The organism is Kribbella sp. NPDC051770, assembly GCF_040681455.1.
Lineage (GTDB): Bacteria > Actinomycetota > Actinomycetes > Propionibacteriales > Kribbellaceae > Kribbella.
On record NZ_JBFAYT010000006.1, the window covers coordinates 319,179 to 340,048 of the forward strand.

Here is a 20,870-nt window from a genome sequence, read left to right on the forward strand (position 1 = left end):
CCGTCTAGGGGGTGGTCAGCTGCCGAGCAACCCTCCACCGAGGACGCCCAGCAGGCCGAGCAGGGACAGCAGGTTGCGGATCACCTGGTCGACCGCGGCGGTGCCGCCGGTCTGGAAGGCGGTCACGCACTTCTGCAGCTGGGCCTGCGTCGGGTTCTTGATGGTGACCTTGGCCATCTCGCTCTGGCAGTACTGCGCGGCCTTGGTCAGCTCGGTCAGGGTGCTGCCGACGGTCCCGACGACCACGCCGGCCGCGGTCTGCAGCGTGGCGACGCCGTTCGGCGTGCTCGGCGGCGGGGTGCTGGGCTTGCTGGGGGTGGTCGGCTTGTCCGGCGTCGGCTTCGTCGTACCGGGCTTGCCCGGGGTGGGCTTGCCGGTCGGCTTCTGGGTCGGCCTGGTGGTCGGCCTGGTCTGGCCGCCGTCACCGGGCAGTGTCGGCTTCGACCCCGGCTTGGCCGGCGGGTAGACCGGCAGGTCGATCGCCTTGGGCAGGTTCTCGTCGGCCGGGGCGTCGATGGTGTCGTCGTCGTTGCGGCCGTCGGCGCGCAGCACGCCCTGGTCGCCGTCCTCGGTGCCGTTGCCGACCACGATCCAGCTGCCGCCGGCGTACGCCTTGGCGATGCTGACCACGAGGTCGACGTAGGCCTGGGAGTGGTTGTAGCGCAGGACGGCCGCGTTCAGGTCGCCGGCGCGGGTCAGGTCGACACCGCCGGAGCACAGGTAGACCGCGGTCGACATCGCCGCGTCGTCGATGTCCTGCGGGTTCTTCACGCCGTCGCCGTCACCGTCGACACCCATCGCCTGCCAGGTCGCCGGGATGAACTGCATCGGCCCGACCGCGCGGTCGAAGGCGCCGTCGCCGTCCAGGCGGCCGGCGTCGGAGTCGGTGATCCGGGCCGTGTTCACGCCGTCCAGCCGGGGGCCGTAGATCCCCGGGGTGGCGACCCCGCTGGTGGTCAGCGCGTTCCCGCCGAAGCGGCCGTGGTTCGACTCGACGCGACCGATCGCCGCGACCAGCGTCCACGGCAGGTGACAGGTCGGGTCGGCCTGCGCGAGCACCTGCTGGGCGCGCGAGTACGCCTTCAGCGCGGCGGTCGGAATCCCGTTCCGGGACAGACCGGAGACCACCTGGGTCGGTTCCTCGGTCTTGTCCACGCCGTTGCCGACCGAGCCCGGCACCGGCACGTTCGCCGGGTCGCTGATCGGCTGCTTCGGTACGACGACCGGGACGTTCGGGCCGAGGCCCTGGTCCAGCGCGGCGGTCGCGACCGCCGGGTCGTCGGTCGCACTGACGGTGAACGCGCTCGCGAACAGCGCCAGCGGAACCAGCGGCGCCACCTGACGCCACCCGCCCGCAGTGGCGCGGCGCTTGCCCTTCGCCATCGATGATCCCCTCCGTGACTCATCGACCTGTCCCGCCCCACGCTGCGGACACGTCTTCTAGTCGGCCCCGTTACCGCGTTCACCTGGTCTAACGCCTGTCCCGTGCGTGGGTTACGAAGCGGGCGCGGACTGTGCACAAGCGGTCACCGGGTACCCATACTCGCCCGTAACAACGCTCAGCGGAACCCCCCACGCCCTGCCCGCCCACTCGGCGCGCTGGTCTGTCGGGGAGAATGGCCGCCGTGTCAGACCACACCGCTCGCTCCGCCGCCCTGTTCGACCAAGCCACCGCTGTCACGCCTGGCGGCGTGAACTCCCCGGTCCGCGCGTTCCGCGCCGTCGGTGGGGTCCCGCGCTTCATGACCTCGGGTGACGGATGTCACATCACCGACGTCGACGGCAACCGCTACCTCGACCTGGTCTGCTCCTGGGGCCCGATGCTGCTCGGCCACGCGCACCCCGAGGTGATCGCCGCGGTCCAGGCCGCGGTGTCGCGCGGCACGTCGTTCGGTACGCCGACCGAGACCGAGGTGCTGCTCGCCCAGGAGATCGTCGGCCGGACCCCGGTCGACAAGGTCCGCCTGGTCTCGTCCGGCACCGAGGCGACGATGTCGGCGCTGCGGCTGGCCCGCGGCTTCACCGGCCGCGACAAGATCGTCAAGTTCGCCGGCTGCTACCACGGGCACGTCGACGCGCTGCTGGCCCAGGCCGGCTCCGGCGTGATCACCCTCGGCATCCCCGGTACGCCGGGGGTCACCGAGGCGACCACCGCCGACACGATCGTGCTGCCGTACAACGACCAGGCCGCGGTCAGCGCCGCCTTCGCGGAGTACGGCGACCAGATCGCCGCCGTGATCACCGAGGCCTCGCCCGGCAACATGGGCGTCGTGCCGCCGCAGGACAACTTCAACGCTTTCCTCGCCGGCCTCTGCAAGGAGAACGGCGCGCTGTTCATCTCGGACGAGGTGATGACCGGCTTCCGGATCACCCGCTCCGGCTGGTACGGCGTCGACGGCGTGCAGCCGGACCTGATGACCTTCGGCAAGGTGATGGGCGGCGGCTTCCCGGCCGCGGCGTTCGGCGGCCGCGCCGACGTGATGGCCCACCTCGCGCCGGAGGGCTCGGTCTACCAGGCCGGAACGCTGTCCGGGAACCCGGTCGCCACGGCGGCCGGGCTGGCCACGCTGCGGCTGGCGACCGACGAGGTCTACGCCAGGCTCGACGAGACCTCGGCCACCATCCAGCGCCTGGTCGGCACCGCGCTGGACAAGGAAGGTGTGCCGTACGTCATCCAGGCGGCCGGGAACCTCTTCAGCGTCTTCTTCGTGGAGTCGGAGGAGGCAAGCGGTCCGATCCGCGACTTCGCCGGTGCCGGAGCCCAGGTGCTGCCACGGTTCGCCGCTTTCTTCCATGCCATGCTGGACGCCGGTGTCTACCTGCCGCCGAGTGCGTTCGAGGCGTGGTTCGTGAGTGCCGCGATCGACGACGACGCCTTGTCCCGGCTCGAGACCGCACTCGCCCCGGCCGCTCGCGCGGCGGCCGCCGTCCAGAACTGAAGGGGTTTCGGTGACCGAGACAACGGTCGTGCACCTGATGCGGCACGGCGAGGTGCACAACCCGGCCGGCGTGCTCTACGGCCGGATTCCCGACTACCACCTGTCCGAGCTCGGCCGGAAGATGGCCGACCGGGTCGCCGAGCACGTGGCCGGCCGCGACATCGTGCACCTGGTCAGCTCCCCGCTGGAGCGGGCCCAGGAGACGATGGAGCCGATCGCCGCCACCTTCGGGCTGACGCCGGACATCGACGAGCGGGTGATCGAGGCCGCGAACCAGTTCGAGGGCAAGAAGTTCGGTGTCGGCGACGGTGCGCTGCGCCAGCCGAGCGCCTGGTGGCTGCTGCGGAACCCGTGGAAGCCGTCCTGGGGTGAGCCGTACAGCCAGCTGGTCCGCCGGATGCGCGACGCCATCGAGACCGCTCGGCAGAAGGCGGCGGGGCACGAGGCGCTGATCGTCTCCCACCAGCTGCCGATCTGGATCGTCCGGTCCGCGATCGAGGGCCGCCGGATGCTGCACGACCCGCGCAAGCGGCAGTGCAGCCTGGCCAGCCTGACCAGCTTCACCTTCCACGGCGACCAGATCGTCTCCGTCGGGTACGCCGAACCGGCCAAGGACCTGCTCCCGGTCAAGAACCCGAAGAAGTTCGCGGGCGGTGCCTGATGCGCCGTACGGCGGTCGTGGTGGCGCTGGTCGCGCTGCTGGCCTCGGCCTGCAGCTCCGGGCAGGAGACCAGCGAGAACCGCAGCGGCCAGTCCGGCTTCGTCAGCGGTAACGGCCGGGTCTCCAGCTTCGCCGCCGCCGACCGCAAGCCGGCGCCGGACTTCGGCGGTGACACCCTGGACGACAAGTCCTGGAAGCTGGCCGACCACAAGGGCAAGGTCGTCGTCCTGAACGTGTGGGGCTCGTGGTGCCCGCCCTGCCGGGCCGAGGCCCCGGATCTGGTTGCCGCGCACAAGCAGCTCGGCGCGGACGTCGAGTTCATCGGCCTGAACACCCGGGACCTGGACAAGGCCCCGGCGCGCAAGTTCGTCCAGGAGTTCGGCGTCGGCTTCCCGAGCCTGTACGACCCGAGCGGCAAGCAGCTGCTCGGCTTCCGCGGGCAGATCTCGCCGAGCTCGATCCCGAGCACGCTGGTGATCGACAAGAACGGCAAGGTCGCGGCGCGGGTGATCGGTTCGGTCACCACCCAGACCCTGCTCGGCATGGTGAAGGACGCCGGCTGACGATGGGCGAGTGGTTCGCGCAGTCGATGACGGGCTCGATGCTGGTGGCACTGCCGATCGCGGTGCTGGCCGGGGCGATCTCGTTCTTCTCGCCGTGCGTCGTCCCGCTGCTGCCGGGTTACCTCTCGTACGTGACCGGCCTGTCGGCGGCCGAGCTGGGCTCCAAGCAGCGCGGCCGGATGCTGGCCGGGACCAGCTTGTTCGTGGCCGGGTTCTCGTCGGTGTTCATCCTGACCGGTGTGCTGTTCGGTGCCATCGGCAACGCGCTGCTCGACCACCAGACGCTGATCACCCGCATCCTCGGCGGCGCGACCGTCGTGCTCGGGCTGATCTTCCTGGGCGGGTTCGGCTTCCTGCAGCGCGACGTCCGGGTGCACCGGGTGCCGGCCGTCGGGATCGCGGCCGCGCCGCTGCTCGGCGTCCTGTTCGGCTTCGGCTGGACGCCCTGCATCGGGCCGACCCTCGGCACTGTGATGAACCTGGCCGCCACCGAGGGCAGCACCGGCCGCGGCGCGACGCTCGCGCTGGTGTTCAGCCTCGGCCTCGGGATCCCGTTCATCGTCGCGGCCCTGGCCTTCCGCCGGATGCTGGGCGCGGTCGCCTGGGTCCGCAAGCACCAGCTGCTGGTGATCCGGATCGGCGGCGTACTGATGATCGCGGTGGGTCTGCTGCTGCTGACAGGAGTGTGGGACACGATGACCGCGGACCTTCGCCAGTGGGTCGCCAACTTCGGATCGGCGGTCTGACGTGAGCGACGTCAAGGAACAGGTCGAGCCCGAGGCCACGATGTCCGGCGGCAAGCCGCCGGAGCGGCCCGACCCGCCGGCGCTGGGTTTCGTCGGCTGGTTGCGCTGGGCCTGGCGCCAGCTGACGTCGATGAAGACCGCGCTCATGCTGCTGTTCCTGCTGGCGGTCGGCGCGGTGCCCGGATCGCTGATCCCGCAGGTCTCGGTCGACCCGGTGAAAGTCTCGGACTTCTTCGAGCAGCACCCGAAGCTCGGCCCGTTCTACGACAAGCTCGGCCTGTTCGACGTCTACAAGTCGGCCTGGTTCTCGGCCATCTACCTGTTGCTGTTCATCTCGCTGATCGGCTGTGTGGTTCCGCGTCTGCAGGTCTACCTGAAGGCCCTGCGCGCCCGTCCGCCGAAGCCGCCGCGCAACCTGGACCGCCTTCCGCAGTACGAGAAGTTCACTCTCGACCCCGACGACGACCGGCCGCTGCTCGAGCTGGCCGGCCGGGAGCTGCGCAAGCGGCGCTTCCGCGTCGAGGTGTACGACGGCGCGCTCGGCGCCGAGCGCGGCTACCTGCGGGAAGCCGGGAACCTGCTGTTCCACTTCTCGCTGATCCTGGCCCTGGTCGGGGTCGCCTGGGGTGCGCTGTTCGGCTACCGCGGCACCGTACTGGTTGTCGTAGGCAACGGTTTCTCGAACGCGGTGGCCCAGTACGACGACTTCACGCCGGGCCGCGCGTTCGGCGCCGACGACCTGCCGCCGTTCTCGCTGACCGTCAAGGACTTCCAGGTCCGGTTCCAGCAGGACGGCCCGCAGCGCGGTGCGGCCCGGGAGTTCAACGCGAGCCTGACCTACCAGGAGACGCCGGAGTCGGCGGAGAAGTCGTACGACCTGCGGGTCAACCACCCGCTCAAGGTCGACGGCACCAGCGTGCACCTGCTCGGCCACGGTTATGCGCCGCGGGTCACCGTGCGCGACGGACAGGGCCAGGTCGCGTTCTCGGGCCCGGCGCCGTTCCTGCCGCAGGACGGCAACTTCTCCTCCTTCGGTGTGATCAAGGCACCCGACGCCCGGCCCGAGCAGCTCGGTTTCGAGGGCTTCTTCCTGCCGACCGCGGTGATCGACCAGCGCGGCCCGGTCTCGGTCTTCCCCGACTCGCTGAACCCGGCGCTGGCGATGACGGCGTACTACGGCCGGCCGAGCACCGAGGACGGCAAGCCGCAGTCGGTCTACCAGCTGGACAAGTCCAAGCTGACCCAGTTCGACAACGGCAAGGGTGACAAGCTGCGCTTCCAGCTCGCGCCCGGCCAGAGCATCGACCTGCCCGACGGCCGCGGCTCGTTCACCTTCGACTCCTACGACCGCTGGGTGAAGCTGCAGGTCAGCCACGTCCCCGGGATGAACCTGGCGCTGGCCGGCATCCTGCTGGCGATCCTCGGCCTGATGGGTTCGCTGTTCGTCCACCCGCGCCGGACCTGGGTGCGGGTGCGCACGCAGGACGGGCGTACCGTGGTCGAGGTGGCCGGCCTGGACCGCGGTGCCGAGCGGGGGCTCGGAGACGAGATCCAGGCCATCGCTCGCACCCTCAAGTCCCCAGAACCGCGCCCCGACGGCCCGACCCCGCAGGAGCAGCCATGAGCCCGGAGACCTACGCACAAGTCTCCAACCTCCTCGTCCCGACGGCGACCGTCGTCTACGCCATCGCGATGGTCGCGCACGCGATGGAGTGGGCGGTCAGCCGCGCGGTGACGAAGGCCGAGGTCAACGAGCCGGCCCTGGTCGGTGCCGCCGGTTCCGTCGAGACCGCGCACAGCAGCGTCGTCGTCCCCACCGGCTCCTCCCGCGCGGAGGCGGCCAGCCGGGTCGGGCTGCTGCTGACCTACCTGGCGTTCGTGCTGCACTTCGGTGGGGTGCTGACCCGTGGCCTCGCGGCCGAGCGGGTGCCGTGGGGCAACATGTACGAGTTCTCGATCTCGGCCTCGCTGGCCGTCGCCGCGGTCTACCTGGGCTTCGTCCACCGCTACAAGCTGCAGTGGCTCGGGCTCGGCGTCACGCTGGTCGTCGCGGCCGTGCTCGGCCTGGCGACCCTGGCGCTCTACACCCCGGCCGGCCCGCTGGTCCCGGCGCTGCACTCGTACTGGCTGGTGATCCACGTGGCTGCCGCGGCGATCTCCGGCGGTGCGTTCACGATCGGCGGCCTGGTCTCGATCCTCTACCTGGTCAAGGCCCGCGCGGAGCGCAAGGTCGTGGACGGCGGCACCATGCCGGCGTCGCTGCGCCGGCTGCCGAGCGCCGAGGCGATGGACGGTACGGCGTACAAGGTGCTCGCGTTCGCGTTCCCGCTGTGGACCTTCGGCGTGCTGGTCGCCGGGCCGATCTGGGCCGAGTACGCCTGGGGCCGGTACTGGGGCTGGGACCCCAAGGAGGTCTGGTCGCTGGTCACCTGGGTCGTCTACGCGGCGTACCTGCACGCCCGGGCCACCGCCGGCTGGCGCGGCCGCCGGGCGGCGACGATCGCGATCGTCGGCTGGGTGGTCTTCATCTTCAACTTCGTCGGGGTGAACCTGCTGGTCAGCGGGCTGCACTCCTACGCCGGGGTGTGACATGAAGGAGTTCCTGATCTACACCGGTCTGCGGCTGGCGCTGTTCGCCGCCTCGTTCGCGGTGCTGTGGTTCGCGCTGAGCAGCTGGCTGGGGTTGTTCCCGCTGCTGCTGATCGCGCTGATCGTGTCGTCGATCCTGTCGATCTTCGTGCTGCGGGCCTGGCGGGACCGGCTGGCGGCGCGGATCGACACCCGCGCGACGCTGATGACGGAGCGGCTCGAGGCCGCCCGGAAGGCCGAGGACGAGGACTGAGTCCCGCGCCCTCGCTGTGCTTCGAGGCCCCGCCGACCTGATGGTCGGCGGGGCCTTCTGTTCGTCGTACCAGCTGGGTGGGTGGTACGCAGAGTGATCCAGGCCACGTGGCGAACTCTGGAAAAATCGCTTGTGCATTCCTTCACATGAGTCGTAACGTGGTGGATGAAACGAAACCGTTTCGTTCTATCTGTTGCGTTGCGATCACACAGGGTGAAGATGACCGAGGTAACCGAAGCCGGACCCCGCCAGCGGCCGCGGGTCGAGGGTGGGCGTGAGGACGAGATCCTCGACGCGACCGTCGAGCTGGTCGCGGAGCTCGGGTACGACCGGCTGACGATGGACGCTGTGGCGACCGCCGCCAAGGCCAGCAAGGCGACCCTGTACCGGCGCTGGACGAGCAAGGCCGAGCTGGTCGTCGACGCGATCAGTCGGGCCAAGGGCTGCCCGATCCCGGACGAGGTCGACACCGGCAGCCTGCGCGGCGACCTGATCGCGCTGTCCTGCAACGAGGGCGGTTTCACCGACGAGATGCCGATGTCGGTGATGGCCGGTCTGCTGACCGCGCTGCACCGCGACGACGACCTGCAGCTCGCCTTCAAGGAGCGTTTCCTGAAGCCACGGCTCGGCCTCACCGGCCGGGTCTACGAGCGGGCCGTCGCCCGGGGGGAGATCGCGGCCGGCGTCGATGTCGAGCTGCTCTCCCAGACCCTGCCGGCGCTCGTCATCCACCATGCCTTCGTCCTCGGCGTCGAGCCGACCGAGGACCTGATCCTGCGCGTGATCGACCACGTGATCCTGCCTGCGGCGCGGGGGTCGCAGGCGAGCTGACCGGTGTGGGGCCGGTCGGCGACCCAGAAGCCAGTACCACCAAGAGGGGATCTACCACTTATGTCCGAAGACGTCGTCAAGGCCGATCCGCCCGAAGGGCGACCGGTCGACGCTGAGAACGCAGCGACCGAGCCCGCGGCCCACGGTCACCGCAACCTCGGGATCGCGCTCGCGCTGATCAGCATGGCGCAGCTGATGGTGGTGCTCGACGGCACCATCGTCAACATCGCGCTCCCGCACATCCAGACCGACCTCGGCTTCACCAACGCATCCCTGCCCTGGGTGGTCAACGCGTACGCGCTGGCCTTCGGTGGCCTGCTGCTGCTCGGTGGCCGGATCGGTGACATCCTCGGGCGCCGCAAGGTGTTCATGTTCGGTGTGGTGCTGTTCGGCGTCGCCTCGTTCGTCGGGGGCATCGCGCAGAACGAGACGATCCTGCTGGCCAGCCGGATCCTGCAGGGCGTCGCGGCCGCGGCCGCCTCGCCGAACGCGCTGGCCCTGATCACCACGACGTTCCCGGCCGGCAAGGAGCGCAACCGCGCGATGGCCGTGTACGCCGCGATGTCGGGCGCCGGTGCCGCCGTCGGGCTGATCCTCGGTGGCGCGCTGACCGAGGCGTCCTGGCGCTGGACCTTCTTCATCAACACCCCGATCGGCCTGATCGTCGCCGTACTGGCGATCCGCTACCTCGGGGAGTCGGCCCGCCAGCACGGCAAGTTCGACATCCCGGGTGCGGTCACCGGAACGGTCGGTCTGACCTCGCTGGTCTACGGCCTGACCCACGCCGGCTCGGCCGGCTGGGGTGACAGCGCGACGCTGCTGTACATCATCGGCGGCCTGGTGCTGCTGGCCGTCTTCCTGGTCATCGAGGCGCGCTCCAAGCACGCCCTGATGCCGTTCCGGATCCTGGCCAACCGGACCCGCGGCGTGAGCTTCTTCGTGATGCTGATCGTCGGCGCGGCGATGTTCTCGATGTTCTACTTCCTCGGGATCTACATCCAGAACATCCTCGGCTACAGCGCGCTGAAGACCGGTTTCGCGTTCCTGCCGTTCAGCCTCGGCATCGTGGTCGCGGCGCAGGTCGCCTCCACGCTGATCGCGCGGATCGACCCCCGCTGGATCGCCGGCGCAGGCGCGGCTCTCGCGGGCCTCGGCATGTGGGGCTTCTCGCGGCTCGAGGTCGACTCGACGTACCTGACCCACGTGCTGCCGTTCATCCTGCTGCTGTCGTTCGGGATGGGCCTGATCTTCGTGCCGCTCACCCTGACCGCCGTCTCCGGTGTGGCCAACGAGGACTCGGGCGTCGGCTCCGCCGTACTGAACACGGTGCAGCAGATCGGTGGCGCGGTCGGCCTGGCCCTGCTGGGCACGGTCTCGGCGAACGCGATCAAGGACAAGTTCGCCGAGCTCGCCCCGGGTCTGCAGAAGGCGGCGGAGTCGGGTCAGTCCCCGGCTCAGCTGAAGCAGCTCGAGGGCCAGTTCACCGCGGTCGCCACGACGCACGGCTTCACCCAGGCGTTCACGGTCTCGGCGTTCATCATCCTCGGCGCGGCCTTGATCACCATCCTGGGCCTGTCCGTCAAGGCGAAGGACCTCGCCAACGACGGTCAGCCGGGCGGCGTCCACATCGGCTGACGCACCTCTGACAGAAGGGCCGTGTCCCCGGGGGCGGGAGATACGGCCCTTCGTCGTTCCCGATCAGTCGTCGAGCTGACGCAGACCGCTCGACCAGCGGTCTTCCCGCTCCTGGGCGGTCTGCTCCCACCACGGCGTACCGCGCTCACCGAGGGCGACCTTCGCGGTCTGGACGCGGGACCTGGCTCGGCGTTCCGCCTCGGGGTCGTCGTCGCGGTGGGCCTGGGCGATGGCGCGGCGGGCTGCCATCAGGGCGTGCTGGAGCCGGTCGCGGACGTCGTCAGGGATCGCGGGGTCGGTGGCTCGCCACTTACGGCCGTTGATGACGACGTGGTGGCCGTCGGGAGTTGGCATGGGTTCCCGGTGCCCGCTCGTACACCAGTCAGCTCTTCTCGGCGAACGGGCCGTTGAGGAAAGCGTGCTCGACGAAGCGGTCGGCGATCAGCCGGTGGGTGGCGGCGTCGGGGTGGAGGCGGTCGGGGAGGGGGAGGGCGGCTTCGTCGGCCTCGCCGTACAGGGTGAGGCCGTCGAGGTGGTGCAGGTTGGGGTCGCCGGCGGCGCGGGCGGCGGTGACGCGGGCCAGCTCCTCGCGGATGACGGTCAGGGTTAGCTTGCCTGCGGCAACCTCTTCGGGGTCGCCGGTGGCCATGAACTTGACCGTGCCGTCGCTGAAGTCCGGCGCGAGCGGCCCGGGGGTGTGCTCGTGGATCGCGCAGTGCAGCGAGGAGATCACCAGCAGTGGCGTCGTCGGGTGCCCCTCGCGGATGGTGTCCAGGAAGCCGTGCACGGCCGGGCCCAGTGCGCGCAGGCGCATCAGGTCGGTGTTGACCAGGTTGATGCCGAGTTTGACGCTGATCAGGTCGGCGGGGGTGTCGCGCAGGGTCCGCGCGGTGAACGGGTCGAGCAGCGCGCTGCCGCCGAAGCCGGTGCTGACCAGCTCGACCCCGGCCTGCCTGGCGGCGAGCGCCGGCCAGATCCCGGTCGGGCTGTCGGCGTTGGACCCGTGGCTGATCGAGCTGCCGTGGTGCAACCAGGTACGACGCCCGGTGGCCGGCGTGGGCTCGACGGGCGCATCGGTGCGCAGGGCAACGAGCTGCGTGATCTCGGCGTACGGCAACCAGATCTCGACGTCCTTGGTCTCGGCCGGCAGGCCGCTGAACCGGACGGACCCGACCGGTCCGGGCGTGGTCACCCGGCTGCCGGTGGAGAAGTCGATGGTCAGCACGTTGCCGCCGTCCGCCGTCCCCTGGGCGGCGAGCTCGCCGTCGACCAGGAGGTCGTAGATGCCGTCCGGCCGGGCCGGCACGCCGACGTAGGCCATCTTGGTCGGGAGCACGTCGAGCTCGATCGCCGCCGCCGCGGTCCGGAAGACGACCCGCACCCCCGACGGCTGGGCTTCGGCCATCGCGAGCTGACCGTCGACGTTCTGCTCCCGGCCCAGGGCGCCGAGGCGGTGCGGCAGTACGCCGTACTCGGTCTTCTCCAACTCGATGGCGCCGCGGACGAGCTCGGCGGTGATGGGCGTGCTGATCCACTGAGGCATACCTGCAGCCTGCCCCCGCCGGTTGCCCTGGGCAAGTCAGTTACAGCGTCTTGCGCAGCACCAGCTCGCGGTGGACGCCGTCGGGCATCAGGTCACCGGTCTTGTCGGTGAGCACGTACCCGTTCCGCAGGTACAGCGCGTGCGCGTTCTCGTTGCCCTGGACAACCGACAGCTCGACGGCTTGGGCGCCGTCCGAGCGGGCCCAGTCCTCGACCGCCGCCATCAGCGCGTCCCCGAGCCCGCGCCCCCGGGCGACCGGCGCGATCCACATCGAGATCAGCTCGCGGACGTCCGGCTCGTCCTCGGCCGGCACCCCGCTCGCCATCCCCGCCGGGGCACCGGCGAGCGTGGCGATCAGGCAGTACGAGCCGGGGACAGCCAGCCGGGCCCGCCAGCGGTCCTCCTCGGCGTCCACCCAGTCGGCGTACCGGGAACCGAACGCGGCCGGCGCGTCCGCGAGCGCCGCCAGCCGCAGTTCGCGCCAGGTCTTCCAGTCGTCCGGTGTCAGGACGTGCAGATCGATCACCGGTCAAGCATGGCCTACGACGTCGTCAGCGCGGGGGGAATTTCGAGCTGACCCAGTCGCGGACGCCGCCGAGGCCGTCGCCGAGGTCGCGGAGGAACTTGGCCAGCGGGTCCTGGGAGCGGGCGAAGGCGTCGGAGTACGACTTGGCGGCGTTCTTCGCCTCCTGGCTCATCGAGGCGTTGCCGTCGTCCTGGCGCTTGGGGTAGTCGCCGGAGACGATCGTGGTGTACTCGCCCTCGTCGACCCAGCGGCGCAGCTCGTGCGCGCGGATGACGGCCAGCGGGTGCGTCTGCGCCTCGAGCAGCAGCAGCTTGAGGACCGAGTCGCGCAGGTCGCCGGAGCTCTCGTACTCGGTGCCCTGGGCGAGGAACGCGGTGGTGTCGAGCTGGTCGAGCTGGCCGCCGGAGGCGAGCTTCATCTGGACCCGCAGCGCGACCGCCGGGTCCTGTACGGCGAGCAGACCGGCCCGGTCGCCGGACAGCTCGGCCTTGCGCGACCACTCGTGCAGGGCGGCGATGATGGCCCGGATCCCGAGCGCGCCGATCGGCATCCAGTTGATCGCGCCGGTCAACCGCATCAGCCAGAGCAGCAGAGACTGGTAGAGCGCGTGCCCGCTCTGCGCGTGGCCGAGCTCGTGGCCGAGGATGAACCGCAGCTCCTCCTCGTCCAGGCCCTGGACCAGCGCGCTGTTCACGACGATGAACGGGCGGTCCATACCGATCGTGACGGCGTTCCAGATCGGGCTGTTGGTGACGAACAGCTCGGGCAGCTGCCGGACGTCGAGCGTCGCGCCGGCCTCGGTGTAGAGCCGGTGCACGGCCGGGAACTGCCGCTCGTCGACCTTGATCGCCGAGCCGAGGAACTGCAGCCGGAAGGCCCGCTCGTTGATCAGCCCGGACATCTTCCGGAGCACGAAGTCGAAGCCCTTGAGCTGCCGCAGCGCGACCAGGGCGCCCCGGTCGGCCGGGTGCTCCCAGGCCCGCGAGCTGATGTCGGTGAGCGTCACCCGCTGCCGGGTCGGCCGTTCGTCGTTCGTCATCGTTCCCCCACGGGTCGGCGTACGTCCCCCCAAAGTAGCCGCCCGGAGGGTCCGGACCGAAGCAGCCAGGCGGCCACCAGGGCCGGGAGCCAGCCGAGAGGCACCGCCCACCAGCCGAGTTGCAGGTTGTGGCAACCGATCATGGCCGCCCAGCTGAGCGCCGTACCCCACAGCCAGTACCAGAGGCCGTTGCCGACGCCGCTGCGCCCGGCTGCTCGTGCCCTGCCCGCTCCTACAGCAGCCAGTACGGCGCTGGCCGGCAGCGCGGCAGCAACGGCCAGTGCGCCCAGCACGAGCAGCAGCACGGCCTGCTCGACCGGCGACAGGTGCAACTCGAAACCCAGGGGGATCATGCGTCTCAGCCTGCCCGCCGCCGGGGGTGGTTGCAGAGAGTAGGAATACTCAACTCGCCGCGAGTAGCCCTAGCCTGTGGCTCATGAGTGACGTGTTGGCGTGCAGGGAAGTGGACCGGCGGGACGACAAGCAGCGGGCGTGGGTGTCCGAGGCGGTCAGGGTGGTCGACGCGGACGCCAACCGGAGTGCGGACACGCACCTGCACGTGTTCCCGATGCCGGCGATGAGCGGGGTCGACCTGTACCTGAAGGACGAGTCGGTGCACCCGACCGGCTCGCTGAAGCACCGGCTGGCGCGGTCGCTGTTCCTCTACGCGCTCTGCAACGGGTGGATCCAGGAGGGGACGACCGTCATCGAGGCGTCCAGCGGGTCGACTGCGGTCAGCGAGGCGTACTTCGCGCGGCTGCTCGGGCTGCCGTTCGTCGCGGTGATGCCGGCCTCGACCAGCCGGGAGAAGATCCAGCTGATCGAGTTCTACGGCGGGCGCTGCCACTTCGTCGAGCGGTCCGGGCAGATCTACGGCGAGGCCAAGCGGCTGGCCGAGGAGACCGGCGGCCACTACATGGACCAGTTCACGTACGCCGAGCGCGCGACCGACTGGCGCGGCAACAACAACATCGCCGAGTCGATCTTCGGGCAGCTCGCGCTCGAGCAGCACCCGGTGCCGACCTGGGTCGTGGTCGGCGCGGGGACCGGCGGTACGTCGGCGACGATCGGGCGGTACGTGCGCTACCAGCGGCACGCGACGTCGGTCGCGGTCGTCGACCCGGAGGGGTCGGCGTTCTTCCCGGGCTTCGAGGCCGCGGACAGCGACTTCGCCACCGGGCGGCCGTCGCGGATCGAGGGGATCGGGCGGCCGCGGGTCGAGCCTTCGTTCGTGCCCGGGGTGGTGGACCGGATGATCGCGGTCCCGGACGCGGCGTCGATCGCGGCGATGCGGTTCTGCTCGCGGGTCACCGGACGGCTGGTCGGCGGGTCGACCGGGACGAACCTGTGGGGCTCGCTGCGGCTGGCCGCGGAGATGCGGCGGATGGGGCAGCGCGGGAGCATCGTGACGCTGCTGTGCGACGGCGGTGAGCGGTACACGAACACGTACTACGACGACGACTGGTTGCGGAGCAACAGCATCGACATCAGCCCGTACGAGCAGACGCTGCGGGGGTTCGCCGAGACAGGTCTCTGGCGCGAGTAGTCAGCTCCCCAGGAACAGACCAGCAGTCAGTCCGACGGCGTACACCAGCTCTGTCATCCCGGTGCCCTTCAGCACCGGGATGAGGGCCGGGCCGACGGCGTCGCTGACCACTACCCGGATGGACTTGATGGCCAGCGGCAGCGCGATCAGGGCCAGCAGCGTCCACGGGGTGGCCAGCGCGGACAGTGCGGCGAGGATGAAGGCGAGCGCGATCAGTGCGGCGTACAGCTGCCGGGAGCGGGCCGCGCCGATGACCACGGCGAGCGTGCGTTTGCCGGTGACCGAGTCGGTGGGGATGTCGCGCAGGTTGTTGGCGACCAGTAGCGCGCACGCGATCGCTCCGATGGCTACCGCACCGGCGACGGCCGTCCAGTGCAGCGTCTCGGCCTGCACGTACGTCGTACCGAGCACTGCGACCAGCCCGAAGAAGAGGAACACGCTGACCTCTCCCAGCGCGCGGTACCCGTACGGCGACTTGCCGCCCGTGTAGAACCACGCCCCGACCAGCGAAGCCGCTCCTGCGACCAGCAACCACCAGCTGGAGGTGGCGCAGAGCACGATCCCCAGCACGGCGCCCACACCGAAGCAGGTGAACGCGGCGGTCTTCACCGCGCGCGGGGTGGCCACCTTGGAGCCGACCAGTCGCAGTGGGCCGACCCGGTTCTCGTCGGTGCCGCGGATGCCGTCGCTGTAGTCGTTGGCGTAGTTGACGCCGATCTGCAGCGCCAGGGCGACGCCGAGGGCCAGCAGGGCCTTCCACCAGACGAAGCCGTCCAGGTACGCGGCGGCGCCGGTGCCGACGAGCACGGGGGCGACGGCGGCAGGCAGCGTCCTGGGCCGGGCGCCCTCGATCCACTGAGAAAGGTTGGCCATGGCCCGGATTCTGTCAGCCGTCGGGTCGGCGATCGCGCGTCGGGGCTACGCTCAGCGGAGTATGTCTAGTCTGCGTCTGGTGCCCGGCACGCCTGAGGCCGTCCTTGCCGCGCTGTCCGAGGTGCTGGACGGTACCGGCCGGCCGTTCGCCCCGGTGCCCCCTGACCCGGCGGCTGCCGAGCGCGTACGCCGGGCCGCCGCGCCGGACGAGCCGCTGGAGGACGGCTGCGCCGTCGTACTGACCACGTCGGGGTCGTCGGGTGAGCCGAAGGGGGTCCTGCTGTCGCGGGACGCTCTGGTCGCCTCCGCCACGGCCACGCACGACCGGCTCGGCGGACCGGGCCAGTGGCTGCTCCCGATGAAGCCGTACTTCGTCGGCGGGCTGCAGATCCTCACTCGGTCGCTGCTGGCCGGTACGACGCCGGTGGTGGCCGACGACCTGGCTGCGGTGGCGGAGATGACCGGGGCGCGGCGGTACACGGCGATGGTGCCGACGCAGCTGAGCCGGTACCTGGACTCGGCGCCGGACGCGCTGCGGAGCTTCGACGCGATTGTGATCGGCGGGGCGTCGATGGGGGCTGAGCTGAAGGCGCGGGCGGCGGCCGCGGGGGTGACGGCGATCCCCGCGTACGGGATGACCGAGACGGGGAGCGGGTGCGTGTACGCCGGGCTACCGCTGGACGGGACAGAGGTTGCGCTGGACGAGGGGCGGATCCTGATCAAGGGCCCGACGCTGTTCTCCGGCTACCGGCTGCAGCCCGCGCTGACCGCGGAGGTGCTGCGCGACGGCTGGTTCCGGACACAGGACCGCGGCCGGTTCGTCGACGAGCGGCTGGAGGTCGTCGGCCGCGTGGACGACGTGGTGATCTCCGGTGGGGTCAACGTAACGCTGCCCGCCGTACAGGCTCGGCTGCTGGAGCACCCGGACGTTGCTGACGCGGTGGTGCTTGGTGTGGCTGATCAGGAGTGGGGGAGTCGGGTAGTGGCGTTCGTCGTCGGTACTGCGTCGTTGGACGCGTTGAGAGATCACGTGGCCGAGACCCTCCCGCGGACGTGGGCTCCGCGCGAGCTGGTTCGGCTGGACGCGTTGCCGATGCTCGGGTCGGGCAAGGTGGACCGGCAGCGGTTGCTGGCGGGTGTGCGGTGATCACCTACTCGCTGGGGCTCAAGAACAAGTTCCGGGGCATCACCGTGCGCGAGGGGATGCTCTTCGAGGGGCCGGCGGGCTGGGCCGAGTGGAGCCCGTTTCGGGACTACGACGACGCCACCTGCGTCTCCTGGCTCCGGGCTGCGCAGGAGGCTGCCTTCAAGGGTTGGCCGGCGCCGCTACGGCAGCAGATCCCGGTGAACTGCACTGTGCCCGCGCTGGGACCGGAGCGAGCTGCTGAGATCGTGCGGGCGTCCGGCTGCGCTACTGCGAAGGTGAAGGTCGCTGAGCCGGGTCAGACGCTTGCTGACGACCTGGCTCGGGTCGAAGCCGTCCGGGACGCGCTGGGCAGCGCTGGGCGGGTCCGGATCGACGCCAACGGCGGCTGGTCGGTCGACGAGGCTCTCGCGGCGCTGAAGGAGTTGTCGCGGTTCGACCTCGAGTACGTCGAGCAGCCGTGCTGGACCGTCGAGGACCTGGCGCTGGTGCGGCGGCGTACCGACGTACTGGTGGCAGCTGACGAGTCGATCCGGCGGGCGGAGGATCCGCTGCGGGTCCGGGAGTTGGAGGCCGCTGACATCGCTGTGCTGAAGGTGCAGCCGATCGGTGGCGTGCGGGCCTGTCTGGAGATCGCTGAGCAGATCGGGCTGCCGGTAGTGGTCTCGTCGGCGCTGGAGACGTCGGTGGGGATCGCTGCCGGCGTCGCACTCGCTGCTGCGTTGCCGGAGCTGCCGTACGCGTGCGGGCTGGCGACTGTCGCGATGTTCACCGGAGAGGTCGTCGCTGAGCCGCTGCTGCCGGTCGACGGGTTCCTGCCGGTGAAGCGGCTCACGCCCGATCCGGCGTTGCTGGCCGAAGCTACTGCGTCACCCGAGACTGCGGCCGTGTGGGAAGCACGGCTGGCCAGAGTCGAAGCCTTGAAGAGGAGTGCTGGATGAACCCGTCCACTGCGTTCGCGACGGTTGTCGTCGACGAGCTGATCAGGTGCGGCGTCCGGGAGGTCGTGCTCGCGCCCGGCTCGCGCAGCGCTCCGCTGGCGATGGCGCTGGCCGCTGCTGACCGCGAGGGCCGGCTGCGGCTGCACGTGCGGGTCGACGAGCGTACGGCGGGCTTCCTGGCGATCGGGCTGATCCGGGGGACCGGTCTGCCGGTGCCGGTGGTCACCACGTCCGGTACGGCGGTGGTCAACCTGCACCCCGCCGTACTGGAGGCGTCGCACAGCGGGCTGCCGCTGCTCGTGCTGAGCGCGGACCGGCCGCCGGAGCTGCGGGGGAGCGGTGCGAACCAGACGACCGACCAGCTGAAGGTGTTCGGCGGTGCGGTGCGGCTGTTCCACGAGATGGGCGTGCCGCGGCGTGAGACCGGCCAGGTCGCGTACTGGCGGTCGCAGATCGCGCGGGCGGTTGCTGCTGCTGTCGGAGTGCGTAGCAACGACCCGGGGCCGGTGCAGCTCAACTGCTCGTTCACCGAGCCGCTGGTGCCGACGGACGGGCCGGACTGGCCGGAGCCGCTCGACGGGCGCAGCAGCGGCCCGTGGACGAGTGTGCGCGCTGCTGGTGCTCAGCCGTCGTCGCTGTCGGCCGGGCCGAAGACCGTCGTGGTCGCGGGCGACGGCGCTTCGCAGGCCGCGCGGCTGGCCGCGGAGGCGGGCAACTGGCCGCTGTTCGCGGAGCCGTCGAGCCGGGCCCGGATCGGGCCGTCGGTGATCCCGGCGTACCGGTTGTTGCTGGGAGCAACGAAGCTCGCGGCGGAGATCGAGCGGGTGGTGGTGTTCGGGCACCCGACGCTGTCCCGGCCGATCACCCGGCTGCTGGGCCGGCCCGACGTCGAGGTGGTCGTGGTCGCGCCGACCGGCTCCTGGCCGGACGCCGTACGCCGGGCAGCGACCGTGCTGACCGGTGTGGAGGTCATCGACGCCGACAGCACCGACTGGCTGGCCCGCTGGCAGCAGGCCGACCAGCTGGCCCGTCCGGCGATCGACAAGCTGCTCGCCGGCTCGCTGACCGGCCCTGGCGTCGCAGCGATCGTCGGCGAGGCCGTCGGCGCGGACGGGATGCTCGTGGTCGCCTCATCGAACCCGGTGCGTGACCTGGACCTGGCGCCCGTCGTACCGATCCGCACGGTGGCCAACCGCGGTCTGGCGGGGATCGACGGGACGGTCTCGACCGCTGTCGGTGCCGCGCTGGCGAACGCCGGGGCGACGTACGCGCTGATCGGTGACCTGGCCTTCATACACGACTTCAGCGGGCTGGTGATCGGGCCCGCCGAAGCCCGGCCTGACCTGCGGATCGTGGTGGTCAATGACAACGGCGGCGGCATCTTCTCGACGCTGGAGCAGGCCGGCTCGACCGACTTCGAGCGGGTCTTCGGTACGCCGCACGGGACGGACTTCGGCGCGCTGGCAGCAGCCACCGGTACGCCGTACACGCTGGTGACGACCGCCGACGAGCTGCGCGCCGCGCTGGTCAGGACTGTTGCGGGCGTGGACCTGGTGGAGGTGCGGCTGCCACGGCCGTCAACGCTGCACCTGGAGCTGCAGGCTGCGGTGAACGAGGCGGTCGGGGCGCAGTAGCGGGCTGCAGCGTGCGGAGCCGGCCGAGCAGCGTGCCGACGACCACTAGCACCAGCGACGTCGTGACCAGGATGGGGATGACCGCACCGCGCAGCGACGAGTTGAGCGGTGCGGCGACCGTCAGGATCATGCTGACGCCGACCAGTGCGGTCATGAGGCGTCTACCGGGCCTGGCGACGGCCAGGAACGGCAGGCACCAGAGGAAGTACCAGTCGTGCGCTGTCGGCCCGAGCAGTACGACGGCAAGCATCGCCACGCCGACAGCGCGCGCCGCCTGATGGATGTGCGACCGCAGCCCGAGTACGGCGATCAGACCGAGCGCCGCGAGGATGCCGAGCAGCCGGATGATCTGCAGCGCCTGCTGAGCTGCGTCCTCGGCTCCTAGCCAGTCCAGTACGCCGGACGTGCCCAGCCCAACCAGGTTGGCGATGGACAGTGGCGACATCACCAGCCCGGGTACGTCGAGCGCGCCCATCCAGCCTGAGCCGACGCCGGTGAGCTCGCCGACTGTTACCAGGGTGAGCACCGACACGACACCGGCGATCGCCAAGCTGGCCAGGCGTTTGAGAGCTCTTCCGGCGAGCGGGCTCATCACTGCTGCGATAGCGATGACCACTAGTCCGCCGGGCGCTTTCACCGCAGCAGCAGTGCCGGCAAGGACTGCTGCCGTGCCCCAGCGACCAGTGAGGGCTACGGCGAAGGCGGAGCAGGCCAGCCCGAGCATGAGCACGTCGTTGTGCGCAGCGCCGAGGCCGTGGGTGATGAGGATCGGGTTGGCGACCACCAGCCAGGTGGCGACGCTCGGGTCGACCCGGCAGGCGACGGCGATCTTCGGGACGGCCCAGGCGATCAGGACGATGCCGAGGAGCGCCAGGCCGCGGTGGGCGAGCATCAGCACGTACGGGTTGTCGGTGAGGTGCGCCATCAGTCCGCCGTACGCGAGTGGGACCGGGCCGTACGGCGCTGGGGTGTTCATCCACATCGGGTCGACAGCCTCGACGACGCGGCCGGACAGTGCGGCCGGGCCGACGGTGTAGGGGTCGAAGCCGTTGGCGACCAGCGCGCCCTGCGCTGCGTAGCTCCAGGCGTCCCGGCTGAACAGCGGGGGCGCCAGGAGGAGCGGGAGGCTCCAGAGCACGGTCATCCGGAGCAGCCGGTGCTTCAGCCCGGCCAGCACGTCCCGGCCGACCTCCAGCCAGGCCCAGACCATCAGACCCAGCCCGAACACCATGAACGTCAGTCCGGTCATCCGCCCGGCCAGCGAGTCCCGCAGCGGCATCGAGGCCACCCACGAGGACTGCGGCACCACCGACGTCACCAGCGCCGAGGCGGCTACGACCCAGCTCCCCACCACACCGCGAACCAAGGGCGAAGGAACCCGCATGGCCGGACCGTAACCGCCGCAGA

At 70.7% G+C, this 20,870-nt stretch carries 21 protein-coding genes; 13 read left to right on the forward strand and 8 right to left on the reverse strand.

Going from position 1 to position 20,870, the window contains the following annotated elements:
• Window positions 1-15: 15 nt before the first annotated feature.
• A complete protein-coding gene (locus AB0M01_RS21820; RefSeq protein ID WP_363672177.1) occupies window positions 16-1,383 on the reverse strand; it encodes a lytic murein transglycosylase in 1,368 nt (455 codons plus the stop codon).
• 233 nt (window positions 1,384-1,616) lie between these two features.
• Here AB0M01_RS21820 and hemL point away from each other — a divergent pair, with 233 nt between their 5' ends.
• The 9 genes from hemL (at window position 1,617) to AB0M01_RS21865 (ending at window position 10,217) form a co-directional block, all read left to right on the forward strand.
• Window positions 1,617-2,939, forward strand: a complete 1,323-nt coding sequence (gene hemL, locus AB0M01_RS21825) for a glutamate-1-semialdehyde 2,1-aminomutase (RefSeq protein WP_363672179.1) — start codon at window positions 1,617-1,619, stop codon at window positions 2,937-2,939.
• A 37-nt stretch (window positions 2,940-2,976) separates the two neighbouring features.
• Window positions 2,977-3,600, forward strand: coding sequence for a histidine phosphatase family protein (locus AB0M01_RS21830; RefSeq protein WP_363672542.1), 624 nt, complete (start codon window positions 2,977-2,979; stop codon window positions 3,598-3,600).
• The gene (locus AB0M01_RS21835; RefSeq protein ID WP_363672181.1) at window positions 3,600-4,163 is read left to right on the forward strand and encodes a TlpA disulfide reductase family protein; all 564 of its coding nucleotides are present in this window, start codon (window positions 3,600-3,602) and stop codon (window positions 4,161-4,163) included. The genes AB0M01_RS21830 and AB0M01_RS21835 overlap by 1 nt, the downstream gene beginning before the upstream one ends.
• A gap of 2 nt (window positions 4,164-4,165) precedes the next feature.
• Window positions 4,166-4,909: a cytochrome c biogenesis protein CcdA gene (locus AB0M01_RS21840; RefSeq protein ID WP_363672183.1), complete on the forward strand. Its 744-nt coding sequence runs from the start codon at window positions 4,166-4,168 to the stop codon at window positions 4,907-4,909.
• A 1-nt stretch (window position 4,910) separates the two neighbouring features.
• Entirely contained in the window at window positions 4,911-6,533 is a 1,623-nt protein-coding gene (locus AB0M01_RS21845) for a cytochrome c biogenesis protein ResB (RefSeq protein WP_363672185.1), read from the forward strand.
• Window positions 6,530-7,498, forward strand: coding sequence for a c-type cytochrome biogenesis protein CcsB (gene ccsB / locus AB0M01_RS21850; protein ID WP_363672187.1), 969 nt, complete (start codon window positions 6,530-6,532; stop codon window positions 7,496-7,498). Before AB0M01_RS21845 ends, ccsB begins: the two co-directional genes overlap by 4 nt.
• A 1-nt stretch (window position 7,499) precedes the next feature.
• On the forward strand, window positions 7,500-7,751 hold the full coding sequence (locus AB0M01_RS21855; protein ID WP_363672189.1) for a DUF4229 domain-containing protein: 252 nt from the start codon (window positions 7,500-7,502) through the stop codon (window positions 7,749-7,751).
• Window positions 7,752-7,970: 219 nt separating this feature from the next.
• Window positions 7,971-8,582: a TetR/AcrR family transcriptional regulator C-terminal ligand-binding domain-containing protein gene (locus tag AB0M01_RS21860; protein ID WP_363672191.1), complete on the forward strand. Its 612-nt coding sequence runs from the start codon at window positions 7,971-7,973 to the stop codon at window positions 8,580-8,582.
• Between the two features lie 60 nt (window positions 8,583-8,642).
• Window positions 8,643-10,217 carry an MFS transporter gene (locus AB0M01_RS21865; protein ID WP_363672193.1) on the forward strand — a complete coding sequence of 525 codons (1,575 nt, stop codon included), beginning with the start codon at window positions 8,643-8,645 and terminating at the stop codon, window positions 10,215-10,217.
• Window positions 10,218-10,280: 63 nt separating this feature from the next.
• On the opposite strand, the gene AB0M01_RS21870 is transcribed toward AB0M01_RS21865, so the two are convergent.
• Genes AB0M01_RS21870 through AB0M01_RS21890 form a run of 5 tightly spaced genes read right to left on the reverse strand, consistent with a single transcriptional unit; the run spans window position 10,281 to window position 13,678 of the window.
• On the reverse strand, window positions 10,281-10,571 hold the full coding sequence (locus AB0M01_RS21870; RefSeq protein ID WP_363672195.1) for a hypothetical protein: 291 nt from the start codon (window positions 10,569-10,571) through the stop codon (window positions 10,281-10,283).
• Window positions 10,572-10,599: 28 nt separating this feature from the next.
• Window positions 10,600-11,760 carry an SGNH/GDSL hydrolase family protein gene (locus tag AB0M01_RS21875; protein ID WP_363672197.1) on the reverse strand — a complete coding sequence of 387 codons (1,161 nt, stop codon included), beginning with the start codon at window positions 11,758-11,760 and terminating at the stop codon, window positions 10,600-10,602.
• Window positions 11,761-11,800: 40 nt separating this feature from the next.
• Window positions 11,801-12,286: a GNAT family N-acetyltransferase gene (locus tag AB0M01_RS21880; protein WP_363672199.1), complete on the reverse strand. Its 486-nt coding sequence runs from the start codon at window positions 12,284-12,286 to the stop codon at window positions 11,801-11,803.
• Window positions 12,287-12,311: 25 nt separating this feature from the next.
• A complete protein-coding gene (locus tag AB0M01_RS21885) occupies window positions 12,312-13,325 on the reverse strand; it encodes a M48 family metallopeptidase (protein ID WP_363672201.1) in 1,014 nt (337 codons plus the stop codon).
• Window positions 13,322-13,678 (reverse strand): hypothetical protein, encoded by a 357-nt coding sequence (locus AB0M01_RS21890; protein ID WP_363672203.1) that lies wholly within the window; start codon window positions 13,676-13,678, stop codon window positions 13,322-13,324. Before AB0M01_RS21890 ends, AB0M01_RS21885 begins: the two co-directional genes overlap by 4 nt.
• An 83-nt stretch (window positions 13,679-13,761) precedes the next feature.
• Here AB0M01_RS21890 and AB0M01_RS21895 point away from each other — a divergent pair, with 83 nt between their 5' ends.
• Complete coding sequence (locus tag AB0M01_RS21895; RefSeq protein ID WP_363672205.1) at window positions 13,762-14,871, forward strand: PLP-dependent cysteine synthase family protein; 1,110 nt, start codon at window positions 13,762-13,764, stop codon at window positions 14,869-14,871.
• Here AB0M01_RS21895 and AB0M01_RS21900 read toward each other — a convergent pair whose 3' ends face one another.
• A complete protein-coding gene (locus AB0M01_RS21900; protein WP_363672207.1) occupies window positions 14,872-15,744 on the reverse strand; it encodes a 1,4-dihydroxy-2-naphthoate polyprenyltransferase in 873 nt (290 codons plus the stop codon). It abuts the gene before it with no gap.
• Window positions 15,745-15,805: 61 nt separating this feature from the next.
• Between AB0M01_RS21900 and menE the strand changes: the two genes are divergently transcribed.
• The 3 genes from menE to menD are packed head-to-tail and all read left to right on the forward strand — an operon-like array spanning window position 15,806 to window position 19,463.
• Window positions 15,806-16,891, forward strand: a complete 1,086-nt coding sequence (gene menE / locus AB0M01_RS21905; RefSeq protein WP_363672209.1) for an o-succinylbenzoate--CoA ligase — start codon at window positions 15,806-15,808, stop codon at window positions 16,889-16,891.
• Window positions 16,888-17,829 (forward strand): o-succinylbenzoate synthase, encoded by a 942-nt coding sequence (locus tag AB0M01_RS21910; protein ID WP_363672211.1) that lies wholly within the window; start codon window positions 16,888-16,890, stop codon window positions 17,827-17,829. The genes menE and AB0M01_RS21910 overlap by 4 nt, the downstream gene beginning before the upstream one ends.
• The gene (menD, locus tag AB0M01_RS21915; RefSeq protein ID WP_363672213.1) at window positions 17,826-19,463 is read left to right on the forward strand and encodes a 2-succinyl-5-enolpyruvyl-6-hydroxy-3-cyclohexene-1-carboxylic-acid synthase; all 1,638 of its coding nucleotides are present in this window, start codon (window positions 17,826-17,828) and stop codon (window positions 19,461-19,463) included. The genes AB0M01_RS21910 and menD overlap by 4 nt, the downstream gene beginning before the upstream one ends.
• Here the strand turns inward: menD and mptB are convergent.
• Complete coding sequence (mptB, locus tag AB0M01_RS21920) at window positions 19,357-20,847, reverse strand: polyprenol phosphomannose-dependent alpha 1,6 mannosyltransferase MptB (RefSeq protein WP_363672215.1); 1,491 nt, start codon at window positions 20,845-20,847, stop codon at window positions 19,357-19,359. The genes menD and mptB overlap by 107 nt on opposite strands.
• Between the last annotated feature and the right edge of the window lie 23 nt (window positions 20,848-20,870).